We start from the raw sequence: 16689 nt of genomic DNA, 5'->3' as shown, positions 1-16689 counted from the left end.
AATATTTCACTTTTTAAAATGACTGAATTCATACAGCAGGTTTTTAACGGGCTATCACTTGGGAGCATTTATGCTCTTATTGCGCTTGGATATACAATGATATACGGTATCCTGAGATTTATAAATTTTGCGCACGGTGATGTATTTATGATAGGAGCGTTTTCGGGGTATTACCTGGGAATTGTTTTCGCATTCGCATCAGTTTCAGGGGCTGCTTCTATCGGAATGGCTATACTTATCATGCTTGGCGCTATGATAATTACCGGTGCTCTTGGCTTTTCAGTAGAAAAGCTTGTTTATAAACCGCTCAGGAAATCACCAAAGCTTACTATTCTAATAACCGCTATTGGTGTTTCGCTTTTTCTTGAATACGGCGGTCAGCTTGTTTTCGGCGCAGATCCGAAATCATTCCCTTCACTTCTGGAAAATAAACCTCTGATAAATCTTTCCGGTGCAGTTATCGGCTCAAACCCGGTGGTTGTTCTTGTTACAGCAGGCTTGCTGATGGTTGGCTTAAGGCTTATTGTAATGAAAACCAAGATCGGAACAGCTATGCGGGCAGTTTCATATAATCCAACTGCTGCAAGCTTAATGGGAATTAATATTAATGCAGTTATCAGCTTCACGTTTATAATTGGTTCATCGCTTGCAGGCGCTGCCGGTATCCTGTATGGTTTAAATTATCCAAGTATAGATCCGCTTATGGGCATTCTGCCCGGATTAAAAGCATTTGTTGCGGCTGTACTTGGCGGAATTGGCAATATACCCGGCGCAGCGCTTGGCGGTATGATAATAGGACTGCTTGAAACATTCGTTACCGGTTACATTTCGCCTACTTACCGCGATGCAATTGCGTTTGGTATACTGATACTAATTCTGCTCTTTAAGCCAACAGGTATTTTAGGTAAAAAAGAAATTGAAAAAGTTTAAGTATTATTCATAGATCACCGGATGACCCCAAGTTGTCCGGTGATTAAGTTCAGAGTGAGATAATCACTCTTTTTTTATGAAAAATTGTGAAGACAGAAAAAATAATAAGGCAGGATGTGCTTGCCCGCATAAAAAAAATTCCGATTGTTGATACACTGGGCTTTGAGTTTTTTGAAATGGATAACGGTATCTGTGAAGCCATTGTAAAACATCAAAAACAGTACGATGGAATATACGAGTCATTTCACGGCGGTTTACTAATGACAGTAGCTGATTCCATCAGCGCGTTCGCGCTTCTTACACTTACCGGTGCAGATGCAAAGATCACAACGACAGATATGAATATACGCTTTCTGGCAGCATGCAGAACAGATGTGCGGGCAATTGCGAAAGTTATCAAACACGGCAGAACTCTTGCCCCTGTAGCTGTAGATCTGTATGACATTAATAATACCCATGTTGCTGTTGCACAGGTAAATTATATTATTCTGAATTTATGAGAAATTCATCCGATGAATTAGAGTCATCGGATGAATGAATTTCGTAAAATAAAAAGTTTAATCTTCCGTCTTAACTAATACCAACTACATTATTTTTCTTGAAAAAATCTCAATTTGCTGTATTTATCACAATAGTTCTAAGCGTTTATACGCTGGTCAATTATTACATTTACATTACCGGTTTACATGCCCTTCCTGAAAATTTCAGGTCAGTTTATTCTCTAATTTTTCTGTTTTTGTACCTGGCTTATATTATCGGCAGGTTTCTTGAAAGGAAATTCCTGAATTCAGTTTCTGCTTTTTTTGTGTGGATAGGTTCCTTCTGGCTGGGGGCAATGGTTTATTATCTGTTGTTTGTTCTAGCAGCAGATTTGCTGCGGTTACTAAATTTTATTTTCGGCATATTGCCAGCTTCTTTCATTTCACCGGAATACAATTTGTACTTTTTTATTGGGGTGAATACTGTTGTAATACTTATAGTAATATCGGGATATTTGAATGCAGCAAGTCCCTTAATAAAAAAACTAAATATAAAGATCAATAAAAAAGCCGGAGTACTTAAATCACTCAGGGTAGTTGCAGCTTCAGATATTCACCTTTGAACAATAATAAACAGGAAGCGGCTCAGAAAATATGTTGATATTATTAACTCACAATCACCTGATTTAATACTATTACCGGGAGATGTTGTTGATGAGGATATTGAATCTGTTATTAAACAAAATTGCGGTGAGGATCTGCGGGCATTGAGAGCGAAATACGGAATATTTGCTGTAACCGGTAATCATGAATATATTGGAGGTGTTGAGCCTTCAATAAAATATTTAACAGAGCACGGAATTACAGAATTGCGGGATAATACTGTTAAAATTGCTGATTCTTTTTACGTGGTTGGCAGGGAAGACCGTGCTTCCAAAGGATTTGCGGGAATAATCCGCAAGCCGCTGAACCAGCTTCTTGAAGGAGTTGACAGAACCTTGCCTGTAATATTAATGGACCACCAGCCTGTACGCCTTGAAGAAGCTGAAAAAAACGGTATAGATCTTCAGCTAAGCGGGCATACACACCACGGGCAGTTATGGCCTTTCAATTTTATCACTAAAAAGATTTACGAAGTAAGTATGGGATATAAACAAAAAGGAAGTACTCATTTCTACGTAAGCTGCGGCTTAGGCACATGGGGTCCGCCGATAAGGACCGGAAACAGACCGGAGATAGTTGTGATAAATCTGAGTTTTATCCCTTAAAATCTGAACCAGGGCCTCATTGAAAAAGGTGAAATTGGCCAGGGAACCATTAACAGCAGCAGGATCAGCGCAATAGTAAACCATATTGCCAGGGCTTTGAATTTTGCCAGGTCAGTATCCTTTTTCTTTGAAACTGCTGAGCCAATAGTTATAAAAACTATTGCAAGAAACATCACTATCGAATGTTCCATTCCGTAAAACCGCATTTCTTTAATTTTTACGGCTGCGCTGAAATTGCTCATGAAATATTGAACCATCGGGCTTAAAAAATATAATGCCAAACCCAAAAGAAGTTGTATATGAGCAGCTATTACTGTATACTTCCTTGTATTTGCATCAGCAGATGTAAATGTTTTATTGGCTGCTAAGCCTGTATATGCACGGTATAAAGTATAAATTACACCAATAACAATAAGCCAGCGGAATACTGAATGAAGCGATAGTAATGTAGTGTACATTTATGTAATGATAGTTTATATTTAATTTACACTGGGGTTTTCAGGGAAGCTTGCAAGAATTGCGAATTTTTTACCCATACCTTTTAGAGTTTCACGCCATAATTTATCCGGTTCATCAGAAAAAATATTTTCAATTGTTGTATCTGCCACTATCCATGAATTCAGTTTTAATTCATCTTCAATTTGTCCTTCGATCCAGCCGGAATATCCCAGGAAGAACCTGAAATCAGAAGCATCAACAGCATTTGATGTTATTAAGGCTTTGAGTATATCAAAGCTTCCTCCCCAATAAAGTCCGGGAGAGATTTCAATTGAGCCTTCAATTACATTTTCTCCCCTGTAAATGAACTGAAGGGTGTTTAATTGAACAGGTCCGCCATAATAAACAACTGAATCAAATACGGGGAAATCTTCAATGACTTCATGAATTCTGTAATCTGTGGGTTTATTCATCACAAATCCAACTGAACCATCATCTCCATGCTCAGTTAACAATATTATTGTCCTTTTGAAATTGGGGTCATTTAAAAAGGGTTCGGATATCAGTATTTTGCCTTTTTCAGGATTTATTGTCATTTCTCTGTTAATGTTTTACAATATAATATGAAATCTGTGAATATTAAATAACCGGATTTATTTGGTATAAATTCTGAAATTGAATGTATTGTAAATTATATCCACTTTTGTTATTGAAATTATGAGCCTGAAGTTCAAAACACAATAAAAAATAACAGATCATTTGCCTCAAAAATTAAATATTGATTTTCGCTCAGCAAACCCGGAAGATATACCAAAAATTACGGAAATGATCGGGAAATTATATGCGACTGAAAACACGGAATTTGTTGAAACCGATGTATCGAATGCACTTAAAGAATTAGTTAATAATGACAGATTCGGAGCTGTGTTCCTGATATATTATAATGATAATCTGGCAGGATATATATCAATAACAGCATTTTTTAGCATTGAGTTCAAAGGTGAAACAGCATTCATAGATGAACTATATATAGAAGAGGCTTTTCGCGGAAAGGGTATTGGAGCTAAGGCAGTTGATTTCGCTTTGAATTATGCAGCAGGCAAAGGATATAAAGCACTTAGGCTTGAAGTTGAACATTTAAATCAAACAGCTCAAAAACTCTACAGCAAAAAAGGATTTATTGCTCATAATAGAAATATTATGACAAAATGGCTTAACAGGTAATAAATATGGAAGAAATAAAAATTGTACCGTTATTGGAAAGTGACCTTGAAAAACTAATTTCATGGGCAGAAGATGAAAAAACAATGCTTGAGTGGTGCGGTCCGGTATTTGACTTTCCGTTAACTCTTGAGCAGCTAAAAGTATATTTTGCAGCAACCAAAGAACCTGAACCGAACAGGATGATCTTTAAAGCAGTTGACAGCAAAGGTAACATTGCGGGAATGTGTGAACTTGGGGCAATTTCAAGAAATAATGAAACAGCAAGCTTATGCAGGATCTTTACAGATAAAGCATTCCGCTCACAAGGCATAGCCAATAAGCTTATTTCATATACAATTCGTTTAGCTTTTAATGAAATTGGAATTACACGGCTCGAATTGAATGTATATTCATTTAATTTACCGGCGATAAAATGTTACGAAAAGCTTGGATTCAAAAAAGAAGGTTTAAAAAGAAAGTGTACAAAATATAATGATGAGTATTGGGATGGCTATTTATATTCACTATTAAGAGATGAGTGGAATAATTAATAGATGATTGGAAATCACCGCCCTCTTAATTTCGTTTAATTTCCTCAAGGAGCCTGTCAATAAGCGGAATTTGCGCTGCTTTTATCTTTTGTTTTGCCTCTTCGATCGTAAAGAAAGAAACTTTATCTACTTCCGGAAATTCCCTGTATTCACCGGAATTGGGCGGCCATTCCTCTTCAAAAAAATTACATTCATGAACGTAATTCGGCGGGAGATCGCTTTCAAAACCCCATGCAAACACTTCTTTGCCGCCTTTTTGCATTATTGAACCCAGGGGAATGAGATTTCCGACAGGATTAATTCCTGTTTCTTCTTTAAATTCACGCATCGCAGTAACTAGAATATCTTCTTCAATTTCAGGTTCGCCTTTTGGTATACTCCAGTGTCCTTCATCTTTTTTGTGGAAATACGGTCCGCCCGGATGTGCGAGAAATACTTCGGGTACCCCGTTTTTAATTCTGTACATTAGTAAACCTGCACTGATCCTTTTTTTACCCATATTACATTTTATATTGTTTAATTAAGCTTTCTATCATTATATCAAAACTGAATATTTCTGCCGCCCGTTTTTTGCCGTTAACCGCAAATTTCTTTCTTATCTCTTCGTTCGTGATCAGTTTCGCCAGGGCTTCAGCCTGGCTTTTTGAGTTCTTTGGTTCAAATAGAAGACCAGTTTCATTTTCAACTGTTATATCAAGTACTCCCGCAAATCCGCTGGCGGCTGTAGGGATCTCCAGCGCCATTGCTTCAAGCAAAACTCTTCCAAAAGATTCATCATGAGAAGGGAATGAAAGAATATCAAGTACCGACATTAATTTTTCCGGCTCAGGAGTGTACCCGGTAAATTTGATATTATCCAATCCAAGGCTCTCTGATAATTTTAGAATTCCTTCCTCATATTTTTCTTCTCCATAACTTGCATTACCTATTACCAGGAAATAAAGCATGCCCGGAAATTCTTTGTTTAGTATTCCTGCAGCTTCCAGAAATTCTTCATGGCCTTTTCCGGGGGTCATTCTGCCGGCAATACCTATTATAATTTTATCATTTGGTATGTTTAAAAATTTTTTCAGATGCATAGTATCATATTTTTTCCGGTCAAACCTCTGCAAATCAATTCCAACGGGCAACAACATAATTTTTTCGCTATTCAAAGGGGTGGTATTCAAGAGGCTCGTTTTTATGTAACTTGAAATTGCAAACACTTTGTTAATTCTTTTATATAGGTAACGGTGGAACATATCATTTTTTTTGATACCGCTTGCCATATGCTTCGTTAAAAAAAGTTTTGCCATGCTGCCTGAAAAATTTAATGCAGGAGTCAATACCCACAGGTCATGGGAATGGTGTGAATGTATTACGTTAATTTCTGAATTTTTTAAAATCTTTTTCAGTTCTATTATAGAAGAAGGTATCTGTTTGTTTTTACCAAAAACTGAAATAGTTGCAAAAGAGCTTTTTTGGGCTTCATCTTCAAGTTTTGAGCTTTTTGAACATAATATTTTAACATTTAACCCATTTTCTCTTAAATGTTTTGCTGTTTCAAGCGTTATCATTTCAAGACCACCCCAGGAATATGAGCCGCAAGACATTAAAATGTTAAAATTATTGTTATTTTTCAGCATATTGTTACAAATTTAACAGCAAATATGGAGAAGGTAAAGTATATTAAAATAAATCTTTTTAAGTAACGTTTAGGCGGTATTGAAGCTATACCGTATAAATGTTAACTTATTGCTCGAAATTTAAAATTTTATAAGGTTCATTATAACAAGTAGGGTAAAATAGCAGAAAGAGAGCAGATAATATAGGAACCAAATTTCAATGGTTCAAATAAATATACGTAATATTGAAAAATAAATATGTCGAAAAGAGGGTTTTCAATTGACAAACCTTAATGGTACCCCGCGTATAATGGTTGTTGAAGATGAAGGTATTATTGCCCAGGATATTAAGAATTGTCTTGAAGGTCTTGGGTATATAGTACCTGATGTTGTCTTTACAGGAAAAGAGGCGATCCTCAGAGCTGAGGAACTGCGCCCTGACCTTGTATTGATGGATATTGTTTTGAAGGGTGATATTGACGGAATTGAAACAGCCGCAGAAATAAGAAAAAAATATAATATCCCTATTGTTTATTTAACAGCATATGAAGATGACCGCACTTTAAAGCGCGCTAAAATGACAGAACCCTTAGGTTACATTTTAAAACCGTTTGAAGAAAGGTACCTGCGTTCAAGCATAGAAATGGCGCTTTATAAGCACCAAATGGAAACCAAGCTGAAAGAAAACGAACGCTGGCTGAGTGCAATATTAAAAAGTGTTGGTGATGCGGTTATTGTTACAGATGAATATGGTTTTATTAAATTCCTTAATCCGGTTGCTGAAATGCTAACCGGCTGGTCTTTAAATGAAGTTGCAGGAAAAAGAATATACGAACTGCTCATACTGCTGGATGAAGAAACCAGAGAACCTGTGCAAAATCCGATAGAAAGGGTATTGCAGGAAAACATTGTAATAGGCAGAAGTAACCATACTGTACTGATTGCAAGGGATGGCAGGGAAGTATCAATTGATCACAGCTCCTCTCCATTAAGGGATGATAAAGGCAGAATAACCGGCGCTGTCCTTATTATTCAGGATATTACCGAAAGAAAAGTTGCCGAAAATGCGCTTAAAGAAAGCGAAACAAAGTTCCGTAACCTGTTTGATTACGCGACGGATGCTATTTTTGTTCAATCACTCAACGGAAGGATAATTTCCGTAAATAACCAGGCAAGTAAGCTTCTTGGTTACACCAAAGAAGAGCTTTCAAAAATGAGATTTTCAGAGCTTATAAATGAAAATATCATTGATAACACCTTTATGATCTATTCTTCATTGAAAGAAAAAGGGAATTACCAGTTTGAAACGCAGTATAAATGCAAAGACGGCGCATTTGTAGATGTTGAGATAAGTATGCGGCTTATCAGGCTGTTTGATGAAGAAGTTGTTCAGTTATTCGTAAGAGATATCAGAGAACGCAAGCTGGCTCAGGAAAAAATTGATATGCTTGCTATGGCTGTAAAAGGCATATCTGAATGTGTAAGTATTACGGATCTTGACGGCAAGATTATTTTTGTGAATGATGCTTTCGAAAGAGTTTATGGCTACACCAAAGATGAAGCACTTGGAAAACCGATAACATTTATAAGAAGTGTTCACAATCCGCCTGATATAAATAATGAAATAATAAAACAAACCGCAAATGGCGGGTGGCAGGGTGAATTAATAAACCGGACTAAAGATGGCAAAGAGTTCCCGGTTTATCTTTCTACTTCAATACTGAAAAACGATGCCGGTAAAACAGTTGCGCATATTGGTATTGCAAGTGATATAACTGAAAGAAAAAAAGCAGAAGAGGCCGTAAAGCAAAGTGAAAAAAGATTCCAGGACCTGTATGACAGCGCCCCGGATATGTATTTTTCAATATCTCCAACAGGTAAAGTGAAGTCAGTTAACAGGTTTGGCGCTGAATATCTTGGATATGAGATAGATGAACTTATTGGCAATGAAGTATGGAAAGTAGTTCACCCGGATGACAGGGACTTGGTTATTGACAGAATTAGTGAAATTTTTTCTAAAAAACTTGAAAGCGCAAAACTTGAGTTCAGAAAACTTCGCAAAGACGGAACTGTTATTTGGGTAAATGAAAGTACAAGGTTAATTTCAGATATTAACGGTATTCCGAAAGAATTGTTCATTATTTGCAGAGATATTACTCCTAACAAGGAATTTCAGATAGCTCTGCTTGAAAGTGAAAAGAAATACAGAAATCTTGCACAAAATGCACCTGTATCCGTTGCAAGATTTTCTATGACTACAAATGATTTTGAGTATGCCAACGATGAATTTGCGCGGCAAATGGGATGCTCGGTTGAAGAATACAGCCATCTTTCAAGGGCTGAAAAGACGAATATAATTTATGTTGAAGACAGAAAAAAAGTTCAGGATAATTATGACCTTTGGAAGAAAAACGGCTTTAAAGGAATGCTGCATTTTGATTACCGGATCTTCAACCTTAAAAAAGAGCTAATATGGCTTGATACATTTATTTATGCTGATTTTGATGATGCAGGCAGAGCTGTTATGATGAATGAAATATGTATTGATATAACTGAACGCAAAAAAGCTGAGCTCACAATACTTGAAAGTGAAAAGAAATATAAAAACCTTGCAGCTAACGCGCCTATTGCTGTAACAAGAATATCTGCCGATACTCTGAAATATGAATATGTCAATGATGAATTTACCCGTCAGACCGGGTATACAATGGAAGAGTATAATGCTCTTGGACCTGAACAGTTGAAAGCCATGGCATTTCCGGAAGACCATGAAAGAGTCAGAGAATTTTTCAATAACTGGAGAAATTCCGGATACAAAGATACACAGCATATTGATTACCGGACTTTTAACCGCCTGGGTGAATTAATTTGGGTAGATACATTCTTATTTGCAGATTTTGATGAAAATGGAAATGTTGTTTCCATAAACCAGATATGTATAGATATAACTGAGCAGAAAAAAGCCCAGGAAAAGATCATAGAAAATGAAAATAAATACAAAAACCTTGCGGCAAATGCGCCGGTTGCAGTAACAAGGGTATTACTGAATTCAGGGGCGTATGATTTTGTGAACAGTGAGTTTATCAGGCAGTCAGGTTACTCTATGGAAGAGTATAATAACCTTAGTGACAGCCAATTAGTAGAAATGATACATGCGGATGACAGGGAAAAAGTATTTAACTTTTATAAAGAATGGGCTGCTGATAAATACAGCGGCACGCAGCATATTGAATACAGGATAATAAACAGGAATAAATCGGTAATTTGGCTTGATACATATCTGTATGCGGAATTTGACCATTTTAATACTCCTGTTGCAATAAACCAGATCTGCATTGATATAACAGAACGTAAAAAAGCCGAAGTTGAACTTACTGAAAAAGATAAGAGATTTAAAGCTCTTATAGAAAATATTACAGATCTTATTTCTCTTGTTGACCAGGAAGGAAAAATAATCTACACAAGTCCTTCTGTCACAAAATTATTGGGATATGACCTGGAAGATTATATCGGCAGAAATATATATGAATTTATCAATGATGAAGACAGGCCAATCGCTGAAAAGCTTTTTAAAGAAACGTTATCTGAGGAAGGTAAAATTGTAAACAACGTTCAGTTCAGGTTAAAAAACAGCAGCGGACTTTCAGCTTGGCATGAAGCAACTGCTCATAATCTGATAAATGATCCTTCCATCGGTGCAATTGTTCTTAATTACAGGGATATCACTGAAAGAAAGAAAGCTGAGCAGGAAATACTGCTGCAAAAATCATATTTCCAGCAGCTGTTTGAAAACTCGCCGGAAGGTATTGTGGTTTTGGATAATCAAGACAGGATACTCAACGCTAATAAAGGGTTTGAGCGTATGTTCCAGTTCAGCGCTGATGAAATTAAAGGAAAAACCCTTAATGATATAATTGTGCCTGAAAGCATGCTTGAGCAGGCAACCCAAATGACATTATTTGTGCTTAAGGGAGAAATTATTCACAGGGAAACTGAAAGAAAGAGGAAAAACGGAAGTACAGTGGATGTATCAGTACTTGCATATCCTATTACTTTGGAAGAGAACCAAATTGGTGTTTACGGAATTTACAGCGATATTACTGAACGTAAAGAAACTGAAAAAGCGTTAAGGAACAGTGAAGAAAGATACAGGGCTTTTGTTAAACAAAGTACTGAAGGTATCTGGAGATTTGAGTTCCTTGAACCAATTTCCACAAAGCTGCCGATTGATGAACAGGTTAAAAATGTATTCAGATACGGATATCTTGCAGAATGTAATGATGTATTCGCAAAAATGTATGGTTATGAATCCGCAGCAGATATTGCCGGTGCAAGGATTGGAGAATTGTTGATCGAATCTGAGCCTAAAAATATTGATTATATAAGAAAAAGTATAATGGGCGGATATAAGATCGATAATATTGAATCAATCGAAATGGATAAAAACGGTAACAGAAAGATCTTAATGAACAATCTTGTTGGTATCGTTGAAAATGATGCATTGATCCGCATTTGGGGTTCACAGCGCGATATAACTGAATCCAAAAAAGCCCAGGAAGAACTTAGTAAAACCCAGTTCAGGCTTGCAACACTGCTTAAAAACCTGCAGGATGTTGTATTATATGAAACCGGCGGCGGTAAGGAGTTCATGTCTGAAAATGTGAGTGAAATGCTTGGCTACAGTGCAGATTTGTTCAGTGACAGGCAATTCTTTAAAACCATTACACATCCAGGAGACTGGCTTTCAATCGAGGAAAAGACCAAAGAATGGCATAAGGCCGGATCACCCGGTGTGCTTAACCTGGAATTCAGGGTAAGAAGGGCTGACGGCACATACATTTGGGTAGAAGATCATATGATTAAAGTGCGTAACAATGGCGACTCTCATATGGCTGGTGTATTGATAAATATTACTGAACATAAAACTACCGAAGGCAAGCTTAAACAGCTGGCAGAAAAACTTTCATCTTCAAATAAAGAACTGGAACAGTTCGCTTATGTAGCTTCACACGATCTGCAGGAACCATTAAGGATGGTTGCGAGCTATATACAGCTGCTTCAGAGAAGATATAAAGGCAACATCAGCGCAGAAGCAGATGAATTCATAAATTACGCTGTTGATGGCGTTGTCAGAATGAAAACTCTGATAAACGACCTTCTTGCTTATTCCAGGGTGAATACAAAAGAGGCTCCGCTGGAAGATGTTGACTGCAATAGAATAGTTGAACAAAACCTGAAAAATCTTGCAGCATCAATCGCTGAAACAGGGGCAACGGTTAATTATGAGAACCTGCCTACAGTAAGGGCAAACCAGATGCAGCTGAACCAGTTATTCCAGAACCTTATCAGCAATGCGATTAAATTCAGAAAACCGGATACTAAGCCGATAGTAAATATTTCTGCAAAACATGCCGGTGATGAATGGTTGTTTACTGTTTCTGATAACGGAATTGGAATTGATAAGGAGTTCAGTGATAAAATATTCATCATATTCCAGAGGCTGCATAACAGTTCTGAATATCCCGGAACAGGTATTGGGCTGGCAATTTGTAAAAAGATAATAGAAAAATTAGGCGGACATTTATGGGTAGAATCTGAACCCGGAAAAGGTTCAACTTTTACTTTTACTATTCCTGATAATGAATAACCGGTTTAATTTTATGAAACTCTCACCTTGTTGTTGATTTATTAATTTGGTATTTTTGAATATATAACGATAACATAATTTAATAATGGATTATATTCCTAAAAGTCTGCAGGTTTTGCTTGTAGAAGATAATGAAGGTGATGTGCGTCTTATAAAAGAGGCGTTCAGCGAAAGCAAGGTTGACAAGAACTTTTCTGTTGCCAGGGACGGTGAAGATGCATTGAATTATTTATATGCAAAGGGGAAATACGCAGACAGGATAAAACCTGATATAATCCTGCTGGATATTAACCTTCCCAAAAAGAACGGGTTTGAAGTTCTTGATACTATTAAAAAAGACCCTGAGCTTAAAAAGATCCCTGTAATAATGTTAAGCAGCTCAAGTTCAGAAGATCATATAACAAAATCTTATGATCTCAGTGCTAACTGTTATGTTACCAAGCCTGTTGATTTTGATGAATACACACAGGCAGTAAAAATTATCGAGGATTTTTGGTTCCAGATGGCAAAACTGCCCGGCTAAAAGTATAAAAAAAGCCCGTTCAGTTAAATGAACGGGCTTTTTTGTTAATGCCTGATTAATTAATCCATATACTTTTTGATCTCTGTTTCAAACTGTTCGTAGGTTTTGTTACCCATCAAAGTTTTAGAAAGAATTCCATCTTTATTGTATATTCCTGTAAAAGGTATTTCTCCCTGCCAGGATTTATCCACATAGTTCATAATTGTTTCGGGATTGCTGAAATTCCCAAAATAAGATGTAAAATCTACGCCTTGTTTTTTCAGGAATGGAAGCAGTTTGGAATCATATTCTGATTTATCATCCAGAGAAATGAATAACAGAACAAAATCTTTGCTTTTATAATCGTTGTACAGCTTAACAAGCTCGGGGAATTCCTTTACACAGGGCGGGCACCATGTTGCCCAGAAATTTACAAGCACAACTTTCCCTTTAGAATTATCAAGCAGCTCTTTATACTCATCAGTAGAAGTAATTGTCTTAACTTCCTGTGACTGTAATGTTAATGTGAAAAATAATAAAGCAATAATTCCCGCAATAGTTTTCATTTGGTTTTTATAATTTATTTTTCAACTCTTTTAATTCCGCAGCCAAAAGATTTTGTTTCTTTTACCGAAACATCTTTTCCTGCTGCAATTTCATCTGCTGCATTTTTAAGATCATGTGTTGTTTGTTCAGCAGCTGTCCTGTTATCGGAAATTCTTCCGTGATACAATATCACGTTTTCTTTGCTGAGAACAAAAGCTTCTGGAGTTCTTGTAGCCCCGAAAAGATCCGCAACTACGTTATTTTCATCCTTCAGCATCGGGAAAAAATAACTGTTCTTTTTGGTGTGCTCAATAACTGCATCTTTGCTTTCAGTATTGTTTGAGTTTATTACCCAAACTGTAAATCCTTTTTCATTGTAATCTTTTACATAATCATTGATCCTGTCGTTATAGGGCTGTACCCATGGGCACTCTGTTGACCAGAAGATGACAATTAATCCTTTATCAGAGGATTTGAGAGCATCATTGAGGCTGTAAGAATTTCCATCTATACTTGTGATATTAAAATTATCAATTTTATCCCCCGGACCTTTAGTTAAAGAAAGCAAATCAACAGTTAGTGCAAAAAACGCTAAAAATAAGCTTAAAATTAACTTTTTTGACATTTTATCTCCTGTATTTTTATTAAATTATTTATAAAGTTATTAATATTTATAAAGAAAAACAGCCTATTAAAGTTTCAATTTTTATATAGTACTAAAAATTTATACTGTATTATTTCAAATATTTCTTGTTAATTTTGAAAAATCACTTTAACGGGGGATAGCAATAATGAAAAAATCTACAGTATTGAATTTTAAAAGTTTTTTATCAGTTTTCCTTATTGTTTTTACCAGTTGTACAATCACATATTCACAGGTATGGGTTAATATGGGAACCGGAGCTTCGGGTTCTGTGAATGCCTTAATAAACTACAATTCTGAAATTGTTGCAGCCGGATTCTTTTCTACAGCAGGCGGGCAGCTTGTGAACAATATCGCAAGATGGAACGGAACAACATGGCTGCCACTGGGTTTAGGAACCAATGATACAATATTCGCACTGACAATTTACAACGGAATGCTTGTTGCAGGCGGTAAATTTACTACAGCAGGAGGTGTAAGCTGTAATAAAATTGCTGTGTGGAATGGTTCTTCGTGGAGCTCTACCGGTGGTTTGTTCAACGGCGATGTTTATGCTTTAGCAGTACAGGGAAGCTTCCTGGTTGCAGGCGGCAGCTTTACTTCTGTAAATTCTCTGAACACTCAAAGAATTGCCCGGTATAATGTAACGTGGCAAACAATGGGTTGGGGATTTGATGCCAATGTAAACGCTTTGGCATTTTACAACTCTTTGTTGTATGCAGGGGGTAATTTTAATGTAGCTGATTCTGTAGAGGCTAAAAAAGTAGCCAGGTGGAATGGCTCACGCTGGGCAACTTTAGGAGTTGGAATGGATGACGGAGGAGTTTATTGTTTCAGGGTTTATAACAGCTCATTATATGCCGGCGGGACATTCACTACTATCGGCGGTTCTGCTACTAACAGGATCGCAAGATGGAACGGAACCAGCTGGTCTAATGTTGGATTTGGATTCAGCAACGGAGTTTATGCTCTGCATTCATTAGGTTCAGCATTATTTGCCGGAGGTACTTTTGATTTTGCCGATCTTCAGCCGGCTTCAAGAATAGCTGTATATAATGGTACAAACTGGAGTCCGCTTGGTTCAGGTATTAATGGTCCAACTCCAAGGGTAAAAACTATAAACAGCTATCTTAACGATATTATTACCGGCGGAACATTCACTCAAGCCGGCGGAGTTTCAGTTAATAATATTGCTGCATGGAAGATCAATACTGGAATAAATCAGCTCGGAACAGTAATTCCTTCTGAATACTCATTAGAACAAAACTACCCTAATCCATTTAACCCGCTTACTAAATTCAAATTCAGTGTTCCCCAAAACGGATTTGTAAATGTTTCCATTTATAATTCCCGCGGAGCATTGGTTGAAACAATAATTAACGGTGAAATTTCAGCTGGTAACTACGAAGTAAACTTTGATGCTGCAAATTATTCGAGCGGAGTATATTTTTATAAGCTTATTTCATCAGATTTTTCAGAAACCAGGAAAATGGTGCTGATAAAATAACTTAATTGAATTTAAAGCCCGGCTATGCCGGGCTTTTTTTATTGGTTATATTACATTTAATCTGTTATTATTATATTAGAATATGCTGAAATACTGTTGTCTACTAATATTTGTATTATTGCTTGCTCTAAATGATATTTATTCACAGCATATTGTAAAGTTTGCTGCAATTGGTGACTATGGTAGATGGTACACCGCGGGTGAAGTGCTTGTTTCACAAATGATCCATGATATGAATCCCGATTTCATAATCACACTTGGTGATAATAATTATGAATACGGAGCTGATTCGACAATTGATTCAAATATTGGTCAGTTTTACCATGATTATATATTCCCTTATACGGGAAACTTCGGAACAGGAGCACCGTTCAATAAATTTTTTCCGGCAATGGGTAACCATGACTGGTTAACAGATTCTGCAAGGCCTTACATTAATTATTTTCAGCTTCCCGGTAATGAGAGATATTATGATTTTGTAAAAGGTAACATTCACTTCTTTGTAATAAACAGTGATATTAATGAACCTGATGGAATAACTTCAAGCTCACCGCAGGCCTTTTGGTTAATGAACAAACTAACGCAATCAGTTGCCAGGTTTAAAATTGTTTACTTTCACCATCCGACATATTCATCCGGGCAGCATGGTAATAACCTTGATATGCGGTGGCCGTTTAAACAATGGGGCGCAACTGTAGTATTTTGCGGACATGAACATAATTACGAAAGGCTTGTTGACAGCACAGGATTAACGTATTATGTTAACGGACTCGGCGGAAAAGACTGGCGGGAATTTGCAACTGTGGTACCAGAAAGCAGGTTCAGGTTCACAGGAAACTACGGGGCAATGTTCATTACATCTTATACAGATAGCCTTAACATAAAATTTATTGCATACCCAGATTCTTTAAAGGATGATACTACTATCATTCTGACCCCGATTGGAATTAACCCGCAAAATGAAATAACAAAGGATTTTATATTATATCAAAATTATCCTAACCCGTTTAATCCGGTAACAAATATTAATTTTAATATAACGAAAAACGGATTAACGACGGTTAAAATATTTGATGTTTCAGGAAGATTAGCAGAAACTTTATTAAATGATCATTTAAAACCGGGCAAATATGAAATACAGTGGGATGCCTCTACGTATGCCAGCGGAATTTATTATTATGAATTAACTGCAGTAAACGGTAAAATTTCAAAAAAAATGGTATTAATTAAGTAACTGTATCAAGGTATTGGATTAATATAATTTAGCATTATTGATTTAAAAATTTTCAGTTATATTCAGATATTCCACAAATAAATTTATCGCAAATGAAGAATGTTAACCGTTTTTCTACAAGAGCCGGTAATTTGATT

The 16689-nt window shown here is 36.5% G+C and carries 14 protein-coding genes and 1 pseudogene; 9 read left to right on the top strand and 6 right to left on the bottom strand.

Annotated elements, in window-relative coordinates; all coding sequences use genetic code 11:
* Positions 1-18: 18 nt before the first annotated feature.
* The 3 genes and pseudogenes from J0M37_00975 (at position 19) to J0M37_00965 (ending at position 2677) form a co-directional block, all read left to right on the top strand.
* Entirely contained in the window at positions 19-930 is a 912-nt protein-coding gene (locus J0M37_00975; protein ID MBN8583637.1) for a branched-chain amino acid ABC transporter permease, read from the top strand.
* 86 nt (positions 931-1016) lie between these two features.
* Positions 1017-1430: a PaaI family thioesterase gene (locus J0M37_00970; GenBank protein ID MBN8583636.1), complete on the top strand. Its 414-nt coding sequence runs from the start codon at positions 1017-1019 to the stop codon at positions 1428-1430.
* 98 nt (positions 1431-1528) lie between these two features.
* Positions 1529-2677, top strand: a pseudogene (locus tag J0M37_00965) (metallophosphoesterase).
* Here the strand turns inward: J0M37_00965 and J0M37_00960 are convergent.
* A complete protein-coding gene (locus tag J0M37_00960; protein MBN8583635.1) occupies positions 2674-3135 on the bottom strand; it encodes a hypothetical protein in 462 nt (153 codons plus the stop codon). The pseudogene J0M37_00965 and the gene J0M37_00960 overlap by 4 nt on opposite strands.
* A gap of 21 nt (positions 3136-3156) precedes the next feature.
* A complete protein-coding gene (locus J0M37_00955) occupies positions 3157-3711 on the bottom strand; it encodes a YqgE/AlgH family protein (protein ID MBN8583634.1) in 555 nt (184 codons plus the stop codon).
* A 163-nt stretch (positions 3712-3874) separates the two neighbouring features.
* Between J0M37_00955 and J0M37_00950 the strand changes: the two genes are divergently transcribed.
* Positions 3875-4339 (top strand): GNAT family N-acetyltransferase, encoded by a 465-nt coding sequence (locus J0M37_00950; protein ID MBN8583633.1) that lies wholly within the window; start codon positions 3875-3877, stop codon positions 4337-4339.
* 5 nt (positions 4340-4344) lie between these two features.
* Complete coding sequence (locus tag J0M37_00945) at positions 4345-4869, top strand: GNAT family N-acetyltransferase (protein MBN8583632.1); 525 nt, start codon at positions 4345-4347, stop codon at positions 4867-4869.
* Between the two features lie 25 nt (positions 4870-4894).
* Here J0M37_00945 and J0M37_00940 read toward each other — a convergent pair whose 3' ends face one another.
* Positions 4895-5368, bottom strand: a complete 474-nt coding sequence (locus J0M37_00940; GenBank protein ID MBN8583631.1) for an NUDIX domain-containing protein — start codon at positions 5366-5368, stop codon at positions 4895-4897.
* A 1-nt stretch (position 5369) separates the two neighbouring features.
* Entirely contained in the window at positions 5370-6494 is a 1125-nt protein-coding gene (locus J0M37_00935) for a glycosyltransferase family 4 protein (protein MBN8583630.1), read from the bottom strand.
* Positions 6495-6753: 259 nt separating this feature from the next.
* On the opposite strand from J0M37_00935, the gene J0M37_00930 reads away from it, so the two are divergent.
* Positions 6754-12120: a PAS domain S-box protein gene (locus J0M37_00930; GenBank protein ID MBN8583629.1), complete on the top strand. Its 5367-nt coding sequence runs from the start codon at positions 6754-6756 to the stop codon at positions 12118-12120.
* 85 nt (positions 12121-12205) lie between these two features.
* Entirely contained in the window at positions 12206-12643 is a 438-nt protein-coding gene (locus J0M37_00925) for a response regulator (GenBank protein ID MBN8583628.1), read from the top strand.
* Positions 12644-12702: 59 nt separating this feature from the next.
* Here J0M37_00925 and J0M37_00920 read toward each other — a convergent pair whose 3' ends face one another.
* Both J0M37_00920 and J0M37_00915 read right to left on the bottom strand, forming a co-directional pair.
* Entirely contained in the window at positions 12703-13188 is a 486-nt protein-coding gene (locus J0M37_00920) for a TlpA family protein disulfide reductase (GenBank protein ID MBN8583627.1), read from the bottom strand.
* Positions 13189-13202: 14 nt separating this feature from the next.
* Positions 13203-13793: a redoxin domain-containing protein gene (locus tag J0M37_00915; protein MBN8583626.1), complete on the bottom strand. Its 591-nt coding sequence runs from the start codon at positions 13791-13793 to the stop codon at positions 13203-13205.
* Positions 13794-13959: 166 nt separating this feature from the next.
* Here J0M37_00915 and J0M37_00910 point away from each other — a divergent pair, with 166 nt between their 5' ends.
* Positions 13960-15318: a T9SS type A sorting domain-containing protein gene (locus tag J0M37_00910; protein ID MBN8583625.1), complete on the top strand. Its 1359-nt coding sequence runs from the start codon at positions 13960-13962 to the stop codon at positions 15316-15318.
* Between the two features lie 118 nt (positions 15319-15436).
* The gene (locus tag J0M37_00905; GenBank protein ID MBN8583624.1) at positions 15437-16552 is read left to right on the top strand and encodes a metallophosphoesterase; all 1116 of its coding nucleotides are present in this window, start codon (positions 15437-15439) and stop codon (positions 16550-16552) included.
* The last annotated feature ends 137 nt before the right edge of the window (positions 16553-16689 follow it).

This window comes from Ignavibacteria bacterium, from assembly GCA_017303675.1.
Classification (GTDB): domain Bacteria; phylum Bacteroidota; class Ignavibacteria; order Tepidaquicellales; family OLB5; genus OLB5.
Note: the sequence above shows the minus strand (reverse complement) of the source record. Positions and strands in the feature narration are given on the sequence as shown.